The following is an 18,155-nucleotide window of genomic DNA, read 5'->3' as shown; positions in this document are numbered from 1 at the left end:
CGATCCGCCGCCACGCCCGGCCGCCCCCCGTGAAAGGACCCCTCCGTGGCTGACTTTCCCCTGCCCGAAGACGCCGCCGACTGGTGGCGCTCGGCCGCCATCTACCAGGTGTACGTACGGAGCTTCGCCGACGGCGACGGGGACGGCACCGGTGACCTCGTGGGCGTCCGGGCGCGCCTTCCCTACCTCGCCGAACTGGGCGTGGACGCCCTCTGGTTCACCCCCTGGTACCTCTCCCCGCTCGCCGACGGCGGCTACGACGTCGCCGACTACCGCACCATCGACCCCGCCTTCGGCACCCTGGCCGAGGCCGAGAAGCTCATCGCCGAGGTCCGCGAGCTGGGCATCCGCACCATCGTCGACATCGTCCCGAACCACGTGTCCGACCAGCACGCCTGGTTCCAGGCCGCCCTCGCGGCCGGCCCCGGCAGCCCCGAGCGCGAGCTCTTCCACTTCCGCCCCGGCCGCGGCGAGCACGGCCAACTGCCGCCCGGGGACTGGCCCTCGCAGTTCAACGGCGCCGCCACCTGGACGCGGGTACCGGACGGGGAGTGGTACCTGCACCTCTTCACCCCGCAGCAGCCCGACCTGAACTGGGACCACCCCGCCGTCCGCCGGGAGCACGAAGAAGTCCTGCGGTTCTGGTTCGAGCGCGGAGTGTCCGGCGTACGGATCGACTCCGCGGCCCTGCTCGCCAAGGACCCGGCCCTGCCCGACCTGGCCGGGCGCTCGCCCGAGCCCTGGTCCGGGGAGGGCCACCCGTACATCGACCGCGACGACCTCCACACCATCTACCGGTCGTGGCGCGCCATCGCCGACGAGTACGGAGCCGTCTTCGTCGGCGAGGTCTGGCTGCCGGACACCGAGCGGTTCGCCCGCTACCTGCGCCCCGACGAGCTGCACACCGCCTTCAACTTCTCTTTCCTCAGCTGCCCGTGGGACGCCGACCGGCTGCGCACCTCCATCGAGGAGACCCTTGCCGAGCACGCCCCCGTCGGCGCCCCGGCCACCTGGGTGCTGTGCAACCACGACGTGACCCGTACCGTCACCCGCTACGGGCGCGCCGAGACGGGTTTCGACTTCGCCGCCAAGGCCTTCGGGACCCCGACCGACCTGGACCTCGGCACCCGGCGAGCACGCGCCGCCGCCCTGCTGACGCTCGCCCTTCCGGGCGCCGTGTACGTCTACCAGGGCGAGGAACTCGGGCTTCCGGAGGCCGACATCCCGCTCGACCGCATCCAGGACCCGATGCACTTCCGCTCCGGCGGTACCGACCCGGGTCGCGACGGGTGCCGGGTCCCGCTGCCCTGGACCGCCGAGCCCTGGCACGACGCCTGGTTGCCCCAGCCCGAGTCCTGGCCGGTGTACGCCGCGGACCGGCAGGCCGGCGACCCGGCCTCGATGCTCACCCTGTACCGGACGGCCCTCGGACTGCGCCGCGCCGCCGGCGGCTTCGGCGGCGGATCGCTGGAGTGGCTGGCCGCGCCGCCCGGCGTACTGGCCTTCGCCCGTCCCGACGGGCTGGTCTGCATGGCCAACCTGTCGCCGCGGCCCGTGCCGTTGCCGGCCCACACGGACCTCCTGCTGAGCAGCCGCGCCCTGGAGGGCAACGGGCTGCTTCCGCAGGACACGGCGGTCTGGCTGCGGACCTGACGCCCCAGCCGGGCCGCCGGCGCCACCCGCCCCCGCACCACCCCGTCACGGCATCGGCTGGGGCGGGCGGGGCCCTTGGTACTGCCCGCTCGGCCGCATCCGCAGCGGGCGCTCTTGGTACTCCTCGAGCGCGTGCGCGATCCAGCCGGCCGTGCGGGCCACCGCGAAGACGGTCTCCCCGGCCTCCGGAGCCATCCCGCAGGACACCGTCAGGACCGCCAGCGCCAGATCCACGTTGGGGTGTAGCCCGCCGCCGTGCCGGGCCATCACGCCGGCGACCTCGCGCGCCGCACCCAGCGCGGGACCGGCCTGCGGCAGCGGCTCCAGCCGAGCGAACAGAGCCGTCGCCCGCGGGTCCTCGCCCTTGTACAGCCGGTGTCCGAGGCCCGGTACCCGGCGCCCGGCACGCAGGTACTCCGTGACCACCGGCGCCGCCCCGCCCCGCTCCAGCACCTCCACCACCATCCGGTGGGCGAGCCGGCCCGCCGCGCCGTGCAACGGGCCCTCGAGCGCGCCGAGCCCGGCCGACACCGCCGCGTACGGGTGCGCGCGCGCCGACGCCGCGACCCGTACGGCCAGGGTCGAGGCGGCCAGGTCGTGGTCGGTGAGCAGGGCCAGGGCCAGGTCCAGCACGGCCAGCGCGTCCGGATCCGGCTCCAGGGGGGAGAGCCGGGGCCACAGCTGCCGGGCCAGGCGGCCGTCCCCGGCCCACTGCGACGGGCCCAACTCGGGCAGGGCGCCGACCAGCGTGGGGATCAAGGAGCGCGCGGAGCCCAGTACGGCGGCCTCGGAGAGGTCGAAGCGCAGCGGGTCCGCGACCGCGGCGGCGGCCACGGCCACCCGCAACCGGTCGACCGGACCGCTGTGCGGGGGCAGCGCGGCGACCGCCCGCCGGGCCGCGGCGAGGGCCTCCGGATGGGCGGTGAAACGGGCCCCGCGCACCAGGGTCCCCGTCCACAGCCACTCGGCCACTTCCTCGTAGCGGTGCCGCGAGGCCAGCTCCACCGCGTCCACGCCGCGGAAGTAGTACCGGTCCGATTCGATGAGCGTGAGCGAGGTGCGGACGGAGAGCTCCCCGGCGGAGCCCGGGGGCACGGCCGCCTCGCGCCGGCTGCGCCGGGCCAGGGCCTCCACCTCGCGGGCGTCGAAGCTGCTCCCGCGCCCGACCGGGTCGCGGCGGCTCGTGAGCTGGCCCCGGCTGACGTAGGCGTACACGGTGGCGGGCTTCACGCCGAGCAGCTGGGCCGCCTCCTGGGTGCTGACCCTCCGCTCGGCGGCCTTGGCCGACGCGGTGGATTCGACGGTGTCGCCGGACTCCTCGTTCATGACGGACACCCTACATAGATTGATTCGATCAATATTGACAATGATTGGATCCATCATTGATGGTCGAGGCATGAACACCACCGTCGTACAGTCCGAAATTCCCCGCGGCCTCGCGGGAGTCGTGGTCACCGACACTCAGCTCGGTGACGTCCGGGGCCGTGAGGGCTTCTACCACTACCGCCAGTACTCGGCCGTCGAGCTCGCCGAGAGCCGCACCTTCGAGGACGTGTGGCACCTGATGTTCCGCGGCGCGCTGCCCGCGGGCGCAGCCGAACGCGCCGCCTTCACCGCCGAGATCGCCCCGCTGCGCCGGCTCCCCGACGCGGTCAGCGACGCCCTGCCCGCGCTGGCCCGCGCCACCGCGCTGTCCGGCCCGCTCGCCGGTCTGCGCACGGCGCTCTCCCTGCTCGGCGCCTCCGCCGGATTCCGCCCGGTCTACGACCTCGACCCCGAGCGCCGGGCCGCCGACGCGCTGGCCGCCTGCGCCGCCGTACCGACCCTGCTCACCGCCCTGTACCGGCTCGGGCAGGGGCTGGAGCCGGTGGAACCGCGCGAGGACCTCCCATACGCCGCGAACTACCTGTACATGCTGACCGGGCACGAGCCGGACGCGGTCAGGGCCCGCGCGGTCGAGCGGTACCTGATCGCCACCGTCGACCACGGCTTCAACGCCTCCACCTTCACCGCCCGCGTGATCGCCTCGACCGGCGCGGACGTCGCGGCCTGCCTCACCGGAGCGATCGGCGCGCTCTCCGGCCCGCTGCACGGCGGCGCCCCCAGCCGGGCCCTGGACACACTCGACGCCATCGGCACGGCGGACCGGATCGACCCGTGGATCCGCGAACGGGTGCTCGCGGGCGACCGGATCATGGGCTTCGGGCATCCGGTGTACCGCACCGAGGACCCGCGCTCGCGCATGCTGCGCGAGATCGCCGGAGGGTTCGGCGGCCCGCTCGTGGACTTCGCGGTGGAGGTCGAGCGGCACGTCGAGCGGATCCTCGCGGAGCTGAAGCCGGGCCGCGAGCTGCACACCAACGTCGAGTTCTACGCGGGCGTGGTCATGGAGCTGTGCGGACTGCCGCGCGAGATGTTCACCCCGACCTTCTGCGCGGCCAGGGTGGTCGGCTGGAGCGCGAACGTCCTCGAACAGGCCGCCGACTCGAAGATCATCCGCCCGGCCGCCCGCTACACCGGGCCGACCCCGCCCCAGCCGGTCCCCGTCCTCGGCTGACTACGATCGGGCGGGTGAACAGCATTCCTGTCGTCGTCCTCGCCGGATTCCTCGGATCCGGCAAGACGACCGTCCTCAACCACCTCCTCGGCAACCGTGGAGGGACCCGCATCGGGGTCGTCGTCAACGACTTCGGCTCCATCGAGGTCGACGCGATGTCGGTGGCCGGCCAGGTCGGCGACTCGATGGTCTCCCTCGGCGGCGGCTGCCTGTGCTGCGCGGTGGACGGCAGTGAGCTCGACGCGTACCTGGAGAAGCTCGCCGACCCGGTCCACCGCATCGACGTGATCGTCATCGAGGCGAGCGGGCTGGCGGAGCCCCAGGAGATGGTCCGGATGCTCGTCGCCAACGAGAACCCGGCCGTCCGCTACGGCGGCATGGTGCAGATCGTCGACGCGGCGGAGTTCGACGCGACCCGGGCCCGGCACCCGGAGACCGACCGGCACCTGGCCGTCGCGGACCTGGTGGTGCTCAACAAGACCGATCGCGTGGACGCCGCGGAACGGGCCCGGATCGAGGGCGTGCTCACCGGGCTCTGCGCGCCCGGGATCCCGGTCGTCGGCGCCGACCACGGGCGGATCGATCCCGAACTGCTCTTCGACCGCCGCCCGTGGACCGAGACGCTCGGTCAGCTGTCCTTCGAGGACCTGCTGGCACAAGCGGACGAACACGACCACGAACACGATGAAGGTGATCACGCGCACCACGCGCACGCGGCGTACGAGAGCACGGAGTTCGTGTCCGAGCAGGCCCTCAGCCCGCGTCGGTTCGTCGAGTTCCTCGACCGCCGCCCGGCCGGTCTCTACCGGATCAAGGGCTTCGTCTACTTCGGCGTCCCCGGGCACGAGGAGCGCTACGAGGTCCACGCGGTCGGCCGCTTCCTCCGCTTCGCACCGCACCCCTGGGGCCGGGGCGAGCCGCGCCTGACGCAGCTCGTCCTGATCGGCTCGGGCACCGACGGCCCTGCCCTGCTCCGCGAACTGGAGGCCTGCCGCGAAGCGGAACCGCAGCGCGGCCGCCCGGAATCCATGTGGGGCGTCCTGCGCTACGTCCACCGCCCGGCGGAACCGGCCCCGGAGTCGGACCCGGACCCGGGTCGGGAGGCCGAAGCCGATCATGATCCCGATCCCGATCCCGAGGACTTCTAGGGAACGCCCCGCTGACCGCTGACCGCTCCCCCCGCCGTCCCGTCAGGTGACCTCGATGCCGAAGTTGCCGAGGAGGGGGGCCAGGCCGCCCGGGTAGCCCTTGCCGCCGAGGACGAAGTTCCAGTCGCCGCTCGCGCGGCGGCGGAAGGAGCCGAGGACCAGGGCGGTTTCTCCCGCGCGGCCGTCGGAGACGTCCAAGCGGGCCAGTTCCCCGCCCGTGGCGTCCAGCAGCCGGATCCGGGCGTCCGTGAAGCCTGCCAGGTCGGCGTGGGGATCGACCTCCGGGTCGATCGCGGCCACGAGGACCAGCCGGTCGGCGGCCTGCGGCAGGTCGTCGAAGGAGACGAGCAGCGCCGCCTTGTCGAGCGCCGAGTGCGCGTGCGTGCGTACCGAACCGTCCGGGGTGCGGGGGTTGTTGAAGAACACGAAGTGGTCCTCGGTCAACACCCGGTTGCCCTCGCAGACCAGCGCGCACACGTCCAGCGCGACCGATCCCGCCCACGACATGCCGAGCACGTTGTGGTCCGGGGAAGGGGGCGGCGCCGGCTCCGCCGTGCGCTGGGCCGGTAGCGAGGCCGCCGGGCCGCCGCCCAGGCGTCCCCGTAGTCCGTGCTGGTGCAGCAGGCCCACGAGCGTGGATCCGTCGACCAGCTCCAGCGGCTTGTCCGCGATGAATGCGTACGAGGTGGGGCCGAAGGTCGCGGTGGTGACCAGCACCCCCTTGTTCGCCCCCCGGTCCTGGACCGTGCCGTACAGGTCCCGCACCGCCGTCGGCGGGACCGTGTGCCGGTACCGCTTGACCTGCACCACGATCCGCCCGCCCCGGATCGGCGTCGGGTCGAGCGCCTCGACGTCCACGCCGCCGTCGCCCGACCGCTGCGTGGTCACCGCTTCCATGCCCATGGCCCGGAACAGCTCGGCCACCAGGTTCTCGAAGACGATCGGGTCCATCGCGAAGAGGTCCGGTTCGTCCTCGTCCCCGCCGGCGGCGCCGCCGTGGCTGACGACCGCGCCGACCTCCTGCGGCCGCCGTCCCGGCCGCACCGCCGTCAGCTGGTCGGGCCGGGCCGACAACTGCCCGCGCAAGCCGTCGACCAGGCAGTCCACCGCGCTCACCTGCTCCAGCCGCAGCCCGGAGAAATCGGCGCGATCGGCCCGCACCGAGGCCAGCACGATCTGTGCCTCCCGTCCCGTCGCCGGATCGTGGTCGTCCACGAACCCGTTGACGACGACCGAGTCCAGCGCGCCGAACTCGTCCGCCGCGTACAGCTCGCGCACCACCAGCAGCACGCACTGCGCCAGCAGGTCCCGGTACAGCGCGCGCCGCTGCGTCACCGGGCGGGCCGTCTCCTTGTCCTGGTCCGTGCCGGGCAGGTACCGCACCGACTTGGCCTGCGGCACCACCCCGTAGCCGGGCAGCTCCCAGTCGAGCACCAGCTGTCGCGCCGCCTGGTCGTACGCTGCCGACACCTGCCTCACCAGCTCCTCGGGCCAGGCCGTGGAGGCGTACAAGGCGGCCGAGAAGTAGTCCACTGCGGCCTCCGCCTCGCCCGCGCGCAGCCTGCCCGCCAGCTCGGTCAGCCCGCGGTTGTGCGCGCGGATGCCGACGAGCTGCTCGGCCGCCCACCGGTCGTACTGCTGCCGGTGTTCGGTCAGTTGCTGTTGGCGCCGGATCTCCACCGAGTGCGCCTTCTGTGAGGCCCGCCGGTACTGGGCGTCCGCCTCGCGCTCCGCCTGGGTGCGCCGGTAGGAACCCAGCGCCATGCCACTGATCTGCTGCTGGAATTGCTCGATGCGGGGCATCGCCACCGGATGGGCCAGGGCCCCGGGATCGAACGGCTCGAGCCGCTCGCCGCGCACCAGTGACGCCATCCGGAACGCGGCCGCCCGGCAGCCGGTGACCAACAGGTTCCGCAGCGCCGCGACCTCGGCCTCCAGGGCCTCGGTACGCCGCCGCGCCTCGGCCTCGCGGCGCTGCCGGTAGGCGGTCTGCTGCTCGCGCTCGCCCCGGGCCACATCCCTGTCCCACGCGCGTCGGCGGCGCTCCGCCTCGCGCTGCTGGATCACCTGCGTCCGCTGCTGCCTGCGCTGAGCCTCGGCCCAATCGCCGATCATCCCGCTCGACCGACGGCTCATCAGTTTTCCCCCGCCCCACCCCAAGCACCCACGGGAAGACACTAGTGCCGCGTCAGGCAACGTTCGCCCCGTCGCGGCGTCCGGCACGCACTCTCGCCGCACCGGCCGAAAGCCCAAGTACGTCCAGTACGAGGGCTTCCGGCCGGCACGCCGAGAGCACGCACCGGACGCCGCTCCTTGACGGGCAAACGTTGCCTGACGCGGCACTAGTCGCCATTCGGGTGGTACGTCCCCCGGACGTACCACCCGAATGACCTGGAACCCCTTACAGCGCGGACCCCGCCAGCGCCGCGACGACCGCCGGGAGGGCCGTGCCCGAACCGTCCCGGCGCGGGTCCACGGGGAGCAGCTCCGCCGGGGCTCCGTTCGCCGTGGCCGCCCGGACGGGCGAGCCGCCCGCCCAGGCCAGGACCAGCAGGTCCTCTCCCTTGAGGAAGCGCTGGCAGCGCACGCCGCCGGTGGCCCGGCCCTTGCGCGGGTACTGGTCGAACGGGGTCAGCTTCCCGGACAGCATCGAGTCGTCCAGCGTTCCCTGCGAGCCCGCCACGGTGAACACGACCGCGTCGCGCGCCGGGTCGACCGCCGAGAAGTGGATGACCTTGGCGTTGTCGGCGAGCTTGATGCCCGCCATACCGCCCGCCGGGCGGCCCTGCGGGCGCACCTGGGCCGCCGGATAGCGCAGCAGCTGGGCATCGTCGGTGATGAAGACCAGGTCCTCCTCGCCGGTGCGCAGCTCGACCGCGCCGATGATCCGGTCGCCGTCCTTGAGCGTGATGACCTCGAGCTCGTCCTTGTTGGCCGGGTAGTCCGGCACGACCCGCTTGACCACGCCCTGCTCGGTGCCGAGCGCCAGGCCCTGCCCCGATTCGTCCAGCGAGGTCAGGCAGATGACCTTCTCGTCCGCTTCGAGCCCGGAGAGGAACTCCGAGACGGGTGCGCCGCCCGCCAGGTTCGGCGCGGCGTGGGTGTCCGGCAGCTGCGGCAGGTCGATCACGGACAGCCGCAGGAGCCGTCCGTACGAGGTGACCACGCCGATGTCGGCCCGTGCGGTCGCCGCGACCTGCGAGACGACCAGGTCGTGCTTGGCGCGGGCGCCGCCCTCCTCCTCGGGGAGCGGGTCGGCGTTCGGCGTGCGGGCCAGCAGGCCGGTGGAGGACAGCAGCACCCGGCAGGGGGTGTCCTCCACCTCCAGCGGTACCGCCGTGACCGGCGTCCCCGCCGACTCCAGCAGCACCGTACGGCGCTCCGTGCCGAACTTCTTCGAGACCGCGGCCAGTTCCGCGGAGACCAGCTTGCGCAGCTCGCTGTCGGAGTCCAGGATCCCGGACAGTTCGTCGATCTCGCCGGTCAGCCGGTCGCGCTCGGATTCGAGCTCGATCCGGTCGAAGCGGGTGAGCCGGCGCAGCGGGGTGTCGAGGATGTACTGGGTCTGGACCTCGCTCAGCGAGAAGCGCTCCATCAGGCGCTCCTTGGCCTGAGCGGAGTTGTCGCTGTCCCGGATGATCCGGATGACCTCGTCGATGTCGAGCAGGGCCACCAGCAGGCCCTCGACCAGGTGCAGCCGGTCGCGGCGCTTGCCACGGCGGAACTCGCTGCGGCGCCGGACGACCTCGAAGCGGTGGTCGAGGTAGACCTCCAGCAGCTCCTTGAGGCCCAGCGTCAGCGGCTGACCGTCGACCAGCGCGACGTTGTTGATGCCGAAGGACTCCTCCATCGGCGTCAGCTTGTACAGCTGCTCCAGCACGGCCTCGGGGTGGAAGCCGTTCTTGATCTCGATGACCAGGCGCAGGCCGTGCGAGCGGTCGGTGAGGTCCTTGACGTCCGCGATGCCCTGGAGCTTCTTCGCGCCGACCAGGTCCTTGATCTTCGCGATGACCTTCTCGGGGCCGACCGTGAAGGGCAGTTCGGTGACGACCAGGCCCTTGCGGCGCGGGGTCACGTCCTCCAGGGCTACCGTCGCGCGGATCTTGAAGGTGCCGCGGCCGTTCTCGTAGGCGTCCTTGATGCCCGCGAGGCCCACGATCCGGCCGCCGGTGGGCAGGTCGGGACCCGGCACGAAGCGCATCAGCGCTTCCAGGTCCGCCTCCGGGTAGCGGATCAGGTGGCGGGCGGCCGCGATGACCTCGCCGAGGTTGTGCGGGGCCATGTTGGTGGCCATGCCGACCGCGATCCCGGACGCTCCGTTGACCAGCAGGTTCGGGTACGCGGCGGGCAGTGCGACCGGCTCCCGCTCCTGGCCGTCGTAGTTCGCGACGAAGTCGACGGTGTTCTCGTCGATCGACTCCGTCATCAGCGAGGCGGCGTCGGCCATCCGGGACTCGGTGTAACGCATCGCGGCCGGCGGGTCGTCGTTGCCGAGCGAGCCGAAGTTGCCGTGGCCGTCGACCAGCGGGAGGCGCATCGAGAAGGGCTGTGCCATGCGGACGAGGGCGTCGTAGATCGACGCGTCGCCGTGCGGGTGCAGCTTGCCCATGACCTCGCCGACGACGCGGGCGCACTTGACGTAGCCGCGGTCGGGGCGCAGGCCCATCTCGTTCATCTGGTAGACGATGCGCCGGTGCACCGGCTTCATGCCGTCGCGTGCGTCGGGCAGGGCGCGGGAGTAGATCACCGAGTACGCGTACTCGAGGAAGGAGCCCTGCATTTCGTCGACGACGTCGATGTCGAGGATCTTCTCCTCGAAATCCTCCGGCGGCGGGGTCTTCGTGCTGCGGCGGGCCATCGCTGCGCGGCTCCTTAACCAAGAATCGGATGAGCTGGGCTGTCACGGGGTGGGCTCTTGCTTCGTACGAGTCTCGTACGGAGGCGGTACGCGGGTGTAGTCGGGTCCGGCGGATGCCGGGCGGGGGCGGGACGGGGGGCTGGGGTCTGGCTGGGGTCTGGCTGGGATTCGTACGCGGGTGACGCGGACCATTGTGGCCCGAGGCACCGACAACGCCGACTCCGACCCAGGAGTGGGCCGGGAACTTCTCCGGTCGCCGACGCGCTTGCATACAGTGGCAGGTCTGACAGGAATCTCTGCATCGCGATCGAAGGGACCACATGCCCATGGGTCACACGGCCACAGCCCAGGCCGGCTCCGGCGGCCTCACAGCGACCGAGCACAGGCTGGCCAACGGCCTGCGCGTGGTGCTGTCCGAGGACCACCTGACCCCGGTCGCCGCGGTCTGCCTCTGGTACGACGTCGGCTCGCGCCACGAAGTCAAGGGGCGTACCGGCCTGGCTCACCTCTTCGAGCACCTGATGTTCCAGGGCTCGAAGAACGTGTCCGGCAACGATCACTTCGAGCTGGTCCAGGGCGCCGGCGGCTCCCTCAACGGCACCACCAGCTTCGAGCGCACCAACTACTTCGAGACGATGCCGACCCATCAGCTGGAGCTCGCGCTGTGGCTGGAGGCGGACCGGATGGGCTCGCTGCTGGCCGCCCTGGACGACGAGTCCATGGAGAACCAGCGCGACGTCGTGAAGAACGAGCGCCGCCAGCGCTACGACAACGTCCCCTACGGCACGGCCTTCGAGAAGCTGACGGCCCTCGCGTACCCGGACGGCCACCCGTACCACCACACCCCGATCGGTTCGATGGCCGATCTGGACGCCGCGTCCCTGGAGGACGCGCGCACCTTCTTCCGCACGTACTACGCGCCCAACAACGCGGTGCTGTCGGTCGTCGGCGACATCGACCCGGAGCGGACGCTCGCCTGGATCGAGAAGTACTTCGGCACCATCCCCGCCCACGACGGCAAGCAGCCGCCGCGCGACGGCTCGCTCCCCGACATCATGGGTGAGCAGCTCCGCGAGGAGATCGTCGAAGAGGTCCCGGCCCGCGCGCTGATGGCCGCCTACCGGCTCCCGCACGACGGCACCCGCGAGTGCGACGCCGCCGACGTGGCGCTGACCATCCTCGGCAGCGGCGACTCCTCCCGGCTGCACAACCGCCTGGTGCGACGCGACCAGAGCGCCGTGGCGGCCGGCTTCGGCATGCTGCGCCTGGCCGGCGCGCCCTCCCTCGGCTGGCTGGACGTCAAGACCTCCAGCGGGGTCGAGGTGCCCGACATCGAGGCCGCCGTCGACGAGGAGCTCGCGCGGTTCGCCGCCGAGGGACCGACGGCCGAGGAGATGGAGCGCGCCCAGGCCCAGCTGGAGCGCGAGTGGCTGGACCGGCTGAGCACGGTGTCCGGCCGCGCCGACGAACTGTGCCGCTTCGCGGTGCTGTTCGGCGATCCGCAGCTGGCCCTGACCGCCGTCCAGCGCGTCCTCGACATCACCGCCGAGGAGGTGCAGGCCGTGGCCGCGGCCCGCCTGCGCCCGGACAACCGCGCGGTGCTCGTGTACGAGCCGATCGCCGCGGACGAGACCGACGGGCCGGACGACACCGACGAGAGCGCCGGGAACGGCGACGAGAACGAAGGGGCGGAGCAGTGAGCGACACCGCAGCCGTCACGATGACCTTCCACCCGCGCCCCCAGGCCGGCGAGCCGCAGCCGTGGGCCTTCCCGGCCCCCGACCGCGGGGTACTGGCCAACGGTCTGACCCTGCTGCGCTGCCACCGCCCCGGGCAGCAGGTCATCGCGGTCGAGATCAACCTCGCCGCCCCGCTGGACGCGGAGCCCGAGGGCCTCGACGGCGTGGCCACCATCATGGCCCGCGCGCTGGCCGAGGGCACCGACAAGCACTCCGCCGAGGAGTTCGCGGCCGAGCTGGACCGCTGTGGGGCCACCCTCGACGCGCACGCCGACCACCCGGGCCTGCGGGTCTCGCTGGAGGTTCCCGCCTCCCGGCTGCACAAGGCGCTCGGCCTGGTCGCCGAGGCGCTGCGCGCGCCGGCCTTCGCCGACGCCGAGGTCGACCGCCTGGTGCGCAACCGGCTCGACGAGATCCCGCACGAGCTGGCCAACCCGCAGCGCCGCGCCGCCAAGGAGCTCTCCAAGGAGCTGTTCCCGGCCACCCTGCGGATGTCCCGCCCCCGCCAGGGCACCGAGGACACGGTCTCCCGCATCGACTCCGCGGCCGTACGCGCCTTCTACGAGGCCCACGTACGCCCCGCGACGACCACCGCGGTGGTCGTCGGCGATCTGACCGGGATCGACCTGGACGCCGTCCTCGCGGACACCCTGGGCGCGTGGACCGGTGACACCACCGAGCCGCGTGCCGTACCGCCGATCACCGCCGACGACACCGGCCGCGTGGTCATCGTGGACCGGCCCGGCGCGGTCCAGACCCAGCTGTTGATCGGCCGCATCGGGCCGGACCGGCACGACCGGGTCTGGGCGCCCCAGGTGCTCGGCACGTACTGCCTGGGCGGCACCCTCACCTCGCGCCTGGACAAGGTGCTGCGCGAGGAGAAGGGGTACACGTACGGCGTGCGCGCCTTCGGCCAGGTGCTGCGCTCCACCGCCGACGGCAAGGGCGCCTCGATGCTCGCCATCAGCGGCTCGGTGGACACCCCGAACACCGGCCCGGCGCTGGACGACCTCTGGAAGGTGCTGCGCACCCTCGCGAAGGACGGCCTGACCGATGCCGAACGGGACGTTGCGGTACAGAACTTGGTGGGCGTGGCTCCGCTGAAGTTCGAGACGGCCGCCTCGGTCGCGGGCACGCTCGCCGACCAGGTCGAGCAGGAGCTGCCGGACGACTACCAGGCGCAGTTGTACGCGCGGCTCGCCGAAACCGGGACGGTGGAGGCCACTTCGGCGGTCGTTAGTGCGTTCCCGGTGAACCGCCTGGTCACCGTCCTGGTGGGTGACGCCTCGCAGATCGAGGAGCCGGTGCGCGCCCTCGGGCTCGGTGAGGTGACCGTGGTCACCAACTGATCGGACAGCCAAGGGGTTCCGGCGATTTATTCGCTGGGGCCCCTTTTGTCTGTTTAGTGGTGTGGTTGCTTGTATGTGGTGTGGCGAACGCAACAAAAAGACGCGTCTGTTTGGCGATTGGCTGATGATCCGCCTAGCGTCGTCCGTGCTGTCCGTCAGTTGTGACCGCCGCATCCGCGGCACCGGGCAGCGATCGCCGAGTCCCCGTCAGGCGCGAGCCTGGGGAGCCGGGGACCCACATGTGTCCCTGGGGTGAATCGGGCCGCCTCGCAAGTGGAGGCCCGTAGGAGACCTTCCTGCTCCGAACCCGTCAGCTAACCCGGTAGGCGAGAGGGAAGGAAAGGATCAGCCCCTTCATGGCGTTTGGCAGTCGTACCGCCGGCTCCGGCAAGCACCGCGGTTCCAGTCGTCTGAGCCGCAGGACCGCCGGCTACGCCGGCATAGCGGCCCTCGCCACCACGGGTGTCGTCGGCTCCCTGGCCGGCCCGGCGTTCGCCGCGGACAAGGCCCCCTCCGTCGAGGACACCGGCCTGAACAACATCGTCGTCGTCGCCGACGGGCTCGAGGGCGAGATCCAGGCCCAGGCCGCCTCGCAGCAGCGGGCCGCGGAGGCCGCCGCCGCCAAGGCGCAGGCCGAGGCCGAGGCGAAGCAGCGGGCGGCGGAGGCCAAGGCGAAGGCCGAAGCGCGGGCCAAGGCCGAGCGCGAGGCCGCCGAGCGCGCGGCCCGCGAGGAGGAGCGCAAGCGCCTCAACACCTTCGTGTCCCCGCTCTCGGACACCTACGTCAGCACGCAGTACCACGCGGGCGGCGGCATGTGGTCCTCCGGCAGCCACACCGGCATCGACTTCCACGCCTCCTCCGGCACCGAGGTCCACTCGGTCGGCCTGGGCACCGTGGTCGAGGCGGGCTACGGCGGCGCGTACGGCAACAACGTCGTCATCAAGCACGCCGACGGCACCTACACCCAGTACGGCCACATGTCCTCGCTGAGCGTCTCCGTGGGCCAGCAGGTCACCCCGGGCCAGAAGATCGGCCTGTCGGGCTCCACCGGCAACTCCAGCGGCCCGCACCTGCACTTCGAGGCCCGTACCGGCGCCGACTACGGCTCGGACATCGACCCGGTCGCGTACCTGCGCTCGCACGGGGTCACCGTCTGACCGGTCCGCACCGGCCGCCCGCACCGCGCGTCTCCCGAAGGCCCCGGCTCTTTCCGAGCCGGGGCCTTCGTGTTGCTCGCCGCGTGTCGGTCCGGGGGCGCGTGGGCCGGGGGTCCGTTGCTTCCGGAGGGTTCGGAGGGTTCGGAGGCTTCGACTTCGGCTCAGGCTCCGGCTTCGTGTGAATGTTTCGTATTTCCGGCCGCCCTCGGAAATTATCGTGTGTTGCAATAGAGTCGCAGCGCGCACAGTCATACGAAAAAGGCGGAGGTCCGGTCTTGCGTATTCCCGCGCACACGGTATGCACAGCAATCCGCGACGACATCGTCTCCGGGGTGTTCGAGCCCGGCGGCCGACTGACCGAAGAGGTGCTGGCCCGCCGGTACGGCGTCTCGCGCGTCCCGGTGCGCGAGGCACTGCGCACGCTGGAGTCCGAGGGGTTCGTCACCACCCGGCGGCACGCGGGCGCCTGCGTGGCCGAGCCGACCGAGCAGGAGGCGGCGGACCTCCTGGAGCTGCGGATGCTGCTGGAGCCGCTGGCGGCCGCACGCGCCGCCCGGCGGCGCAGCGAGGGCCACCTCAGGGTGCTGCGGGGCCTGGTCAGGCTGGGCCAGGAGCGGGCAAGGAGGGGGCAGGGGGAGGATCTGCGTTCCCTGGGCGGCTGGTTCCACGAGACGCTCGGCCAGGCCTCCGCCAGCCCCGGCCTCATCGCACTGCTCACGCAGATGCGCCACAAGGTGTCCTGGATGTACGTGGTGGACGCCCCGGTGCGGCCCGTGGAGTCCTGGGCGGAGCACGGCGCGATCGTGGACGCGGTGGCCCGGGGCGACGCCGAGCGGGCCCGGGCGCTGACCGCGCTCCACGTGGACCGGGCGGCGCAGGCGCACCGGCTCCGGGTGAGGACTTTGCAACCTGCCGTAAACATGGCGGGCGGCCCGCATTAACAAAGCCCGTATACGAAGGTCTGATATTCGCGCTGGCCCGGGATATCTGGGGCGGTGCAATTCATGACCGCGTGCGGCCCGCTCGTCGGCCTGAATTCCCGGTGCGCATTTCCGGCCGTGTGTTTTCGGTCGCGCATTTCGGGCCGTGTGGTGGTCATCGCCGTGCGGTCCGGAACGCGAAGGAGCCGTTGTCCCCGATGATGTCGGGGACAACGGCTCCTTCGCGCACTCCTGCGGGTCGAACCCGAAGGGTCAGACGGTCTCGGGGAGCTCCTCGAGACCCTCGGCGACCAGCTTGGCGAGGCGGTCCAGCGCGGCCTCGGCACCCTCGGCCTCGGACGTGAGGACGATCTCCTCGCCGCCCTGGGCGCCCAGGCCCAGGACCGCCAGCATGGAGGCGGCGTTGACGGGGTCGCCGCCGGCCTTCGCGATGGTCACCGGGACGCCGGAAGCGGTCGTCGCGCGGACGAAGATCGAGGCGGGACGAGCGTGCAGGCCCTCGGCCCACCCGACGTTGACGCGGCGCTCTGCCATGGTGATGCCCTTCAGGTTCTTACGGTTGTCTAGACCAGTCTCTCATGGCGCCCGGAATGGTCGAACCGGCCTTCGGCCCGGATCTCCCGCCGTTCGACCCACCCCAGCTTGCCCTGATGCGGCACAGCTTGCCCGATGCGCCGCGCCCGGGCCACCCGAACCGTCCACGCCCTAAGGTGGCCCCATGACCACCGAGTCGGACCCCTCGTACCCGGACCACTGGGAAGCGGACGTCGTCCTGCGCGACGGCGGAACCGCCCGGATCCGGCCCATCACCACCGACGACGCCGGCCGGCTGGTCAGCTTCTACGAACAGGTCTCCGACGAGTCCAAGTACTACCGGTTCTTCGCTCCCTACCCCCGGCTCTCCGACCGCGACGTGCGCCGCTTCACGCACCACGACTACGTGGACCGCGTCGGCCTCGCCGCGACGATCGGCGGCGAGTTCATCGCCACCGTCCGCTTCGACCGGATCGGCTCCGACGGCCGCTCGGCCACCGGGCCCTCCGACGAGGCCGAGGTCGCCTTCCTCGTCCAGGACGCCCACCAGGGGCGCGGAGTCGCCTCCGCCCTGCTCGAACACATCGGCGCGGTGGCGCGCGAGCGGGGTATCCGCCGCTTCGTCGCCGAGGTCCTGCCCGCCAACACCAAGATGATCAAGGTGTTCACGGACGTCGGCTACCAGCAGAAGCGCAGCTTCGAGGACGGCTCCGTCCACCTCACCCTCGACCTCGAACCCACCGCCGAATCCCTCGCCGTCCAGCGCGCCCGCGAACAGCGCGCCGAGGCCCGCTCCGTCCAGCGGCTGCTCGCCCCCGGATCCGTGGCCGTGATCGGAGTCAGCCGGTCCGGCGGGGGAGTGGGCGCGGCCGCCCTGCGCAACCTGCGGGACAGCGGCTTCCACGGCCACCTCTACGCCGTCAACGAGGCGGCCACCGCCGACCTGCTGGACGGCGTACGGGCCTACCGCGCGGTCGGCGACATCGGCGCCCCGGTGGACCTCGCCGTGATCGCGGTCCCGGCGGACCGGGTCCCGGCGGCGGTGGCCGCCTGCGGCGAACACGGAGTGCAGGGCCTGGTGGTGCTGTCCGCCGGCTACGGGGAGAGCGGCGCCGAAGGCCTGGCCCGCCAGCGCGAACTGGTGCGGCAGGTGCGCTCGTACGGGATGCGGTTGATCGGGCCCAACGCCTTCGGGGTGATCAACACCGCGCCCGAGGTGGAGCTGAACGCCTCGCTCGCCCCCGCCCCGGCCCCCGCGCGGGGCCGCGTCGGCCTGTTCACCCAGTCCGGGGCGATCGGCATCGCGCTGCTCTCCGGGCTGTTGCGGCGCGGGGAGGGGCTGTCGTCCTTCGTCTCCGCCGGGAACCGGGCGGACGTCTCGGGCAACGACATCCTCCAGTACTGGTACGACGACGAGGCGACCGACGTGGCGCTGATGTACCTGGAGACCCTCGGTAACCCGAGGAAGTTCACCCGGCTCGCCCGGCGCACGGCCGCCGTCAAGCCGGTGGTCGTCGCCAAGGGCGGCCGCCACACCCCCGCCGGGCACGTGGTCCCCGGCACCCGGCTGCCCGAGGCGACGGTGTCGGAGCTGCTGCGCCAGGCCGGCGTGATCCGGGTCGACACGGTCACGGAGCTGGTGGACGTCGGCCTGCTGCTGGCCTCCCAGCCCCTGCCGGCCGGGCCCCGGGTGGCGATCCTCGGGAACTCCGAGTCGCTCGGCGTCCTCACCTACGACGCCTGCCTCACGGAGGGGCTGCTCCCGCTCCCGCCGCTGGACCTGACGACGGCCGCGTCGCCGGAGGACTTCCGCGCCGCGGTCGCCGCGGCGCTGGCCTCGCCCGACAACGACGCCCTGGTCGTCACGGCGATCCCCTGGGTGAGCGAGCACGAGCTGGCCGACGACCTGGCGGAGGCCCTGCGGGCGGCGGCCCGGGAGCATCCCGGCAAGCCGGTGGCGGTGGTCCACGTGGAGCTGGGCGCGCTGGCCGACGCCCTCTCGGCGGCGACCGGTCCGGGGGCGACCGGCCCGGCGGCCGGTTCGGCGGTGACCGGTTCCGTGGCGCCGCTGCCCGGCGCGGGTGCTTCCGCCGATGCTTCGGCGGACGCATCGGCCGGGCGGCCGACCGGCACCTCGGGCTCCGCGCGTGCCGGCAGCCCGTCGGCCGGCACCACGGGCACCCCGTCCCCCGGCCTGCGCGCCGCGTCCGCCCCCGGTC

Annotated in this window: 12 protein-coding genes and 1 riboswitch; of the genes, 8 read left to right on the top strand and 4 right to left on the bottom strand. The window is 72.5% G+C overall.

Annotated elements, in window-relative coordinates; genetic code table 11:
- The first annotated feature begins 45 nt into the window (after nucleotides 1-45).
- Nucleotides 46-1,653, top strand: a complete 1,608-nt coding sequence (locus J7E97_RS05055; RefSeq protein ID WP_308346394.1) for an alpha-amylase family glycosyl hydrolase — start codon at nucleotides 46-48, stop codon at nucleotides 1,651-1,653.
- Nucleotides 1,654-1,698: 45 nt separating this feature from the next.
- Here J7E97_RS05055 and J7E97_RS05050 read toward each other — a convergent pair whose 3' ends face one another.
- Nucleotides 1,699-2,979, bottom strand: coding sequence for a citrate synthase (locus J7E97_RS05050; protein WP_215022749.1), 1,281 nt, complete (start codon nucleotides 2,977-2,979; stop codon nucleotides 1,699-1,701).
- 70 nt (nucleotides 2,980-3,049) lie between these two features.
- Between J7E97_RS05050 and J7E97_RS05045 the strand changes: the two genes are divergently transcribed.
- Together J7E97_RS05045 and J7E97_RS05040 are read left to right on the top strand one after the other, a co-directional pair.
- The gene (locus J7E97_RS05045; protein ID WP_215022747.1) at nucleotides 3,050-4,210 is read left to right on the top strand and encodes a citrate synthase/methylcitrate synthase; all 1,161 of its coding nucleotides are present in this window, start codon (nucleotides 3,050-3,052) and stop codon (nucleotides 4,208-4,210) included.
- Between the two features lie 14 nt (nucleotides 4,211-4,224).
- A complete protein-coding gene (locus J7E97_RS05040; protein ID WP_215022745.1) occupies nucleotides 4,225-5,358 on the top strand; it encodes a GTP-binding protein in 1,134 nt (377 codons plus the stop codon).
- 42 nt (nucleotides 5,359-5,400) lie between these two features.
- On the opposite strand, the gene J7E97_RS05035 is transcribed toward J7E97_RS05040, so the two are convergent.
- Both J7E97_RS05035 and J7E97_RS05030 read right to left on the bottom strand, forming a co-directional pair.
- Nucleotides 5,401-7,494: a restriction endonuclease gene (locus J7E97_RS05035; protein ID WP_251053857.1), complete on the bottom strand. Its 2,094-nt coding sequence runs from the start codon at nucleotides 7,492-7,494 to the stop codon at nucleotides 5,401-5,403.
- Nucleotides 7,495-7,759: 265 nt separating this feature from the next.
- The gene (locus J7E97_RS05030; RefSeq protein WP_215022743.1) at nucleotides 7,760-10,216 is read right to left on the bottom strand and encodes a DNA topoisomerase (ATP-hydrolyzing) subunit A; all 2,457 of its coding nucleotides are present in this window, start codon (nucleotides 10,214-10,216) and stop codon (nucleotides 7,760-7,762) included.
- A 326-nt stretch (nucleotides 10,217-10,542) separates the two neighbouring features.
- Between J7E97_RS05030 and J7E97_RS05025 the strand changes: the two genes are divergently transcribed.
- The 4 genes from J7E97_RS05025 (at nucleotide 10,543) to J7E97_RS05010 (ending at nucleotide 15,402) form a co-directional block, all read left to right on the top strand.
- Complete coding sequence (locus J7E97_RS05025; protein WP_215022741.1) at nucleotides 10,543-11,916, top strand: pitrilysin family protein; 1,374 nt, start codon at nucleotides 10,543-10,545, stop codon at nucleotides 11,914-11,916.
- 20 nt (nucleotides 11,917-11,936) lie between these two features.
- Nucleotides 11,937-13,304: a pitrilysin family protein gene (locus tag J7E97_RS05020; RefSeq protein ID WP_215022802.1), complete on the top strand. Its 1,368-nt coding sequence runs from the start codon at nucleotides 11,937-11,939 to the stop codon at nucleotides 13,302-13,304.
- A 184-nt stretch (nucleotides 13,305-13,488) separates the two neighbouring features.
- Nucleotides 13,489-13,648: riboswitch (cyclic di-AMP (ydaO/yuaA leader) on the top strand.
- A gap of 12 nt (nucleotides 13,649-13,660) precedes the next feature.
- The gene (locus J7E97_RS05015; protein ID WP_215022739.1) at nucleotides 13,661-14,461 is read left to right on the top strand and encodes a M23 family metallopeptidase; all 801 of its coding nucleotides are present in this window, start codon (nucleotides 13,661-13,663) and stop codon (nucleotides 14,459-14,461) included.
- 275 nt (nucleotides 14,462-14,736) lie between these two features.
- Entirely contained in the window at nucleotides 14,737-15,402 is a 666-nt protein-coding gene (locus J7E97_RS05010; protein WP_215022737.1) for a GntR family transcriptional regulator, read from the top strand.
- A 252-nt stretch (nucleotides 15,403-15,654) separates the two neighbouring features.
- On the opposite strand, the gene J7E97_RS05005 is transcribed toward J7E97_RS05010, so the two are convergent.
- Nucleotides 15,655-15,936 (bottom strand): HPr family phosphocarrier protein, encoded by a 282-nt coding sequence (locus J7E97_RS05005; protein ID WP_215022735.1) that lies wholly within the window; start codon nucleotides 15,934-15,936, stop codon nucleotides 15,655-15,657.
- Nucleotides 15,937-16,120: 184 nt separating this feature from the next.
- Between J7E97_RS05005 and J7E97_RS05000 the strand changes: the two genes are divergently transcribed.
- Nucleotides 16,121-18,155 (top strand): GNAT family N-acetyltransferase (locus tag J7E97_RS05000; protein WP_251053854.1); only part of this gene is annotated, 2,035 nt, incomplete at its 3' end.

The sequence above is a fragment of the Streptomyces sp. ISL-66 genome, assembly GCF_018614135.1.
Lineage (GTDB): Bacteria > Actinomycetota > Actinomycetes > Streptomycetales > Streptomycetaceae > Streptomyces.
Note: the sequence above shows the minus strand (reverse complement) of the source record. Positions and strands in the feature narration are given on the sequence as shown.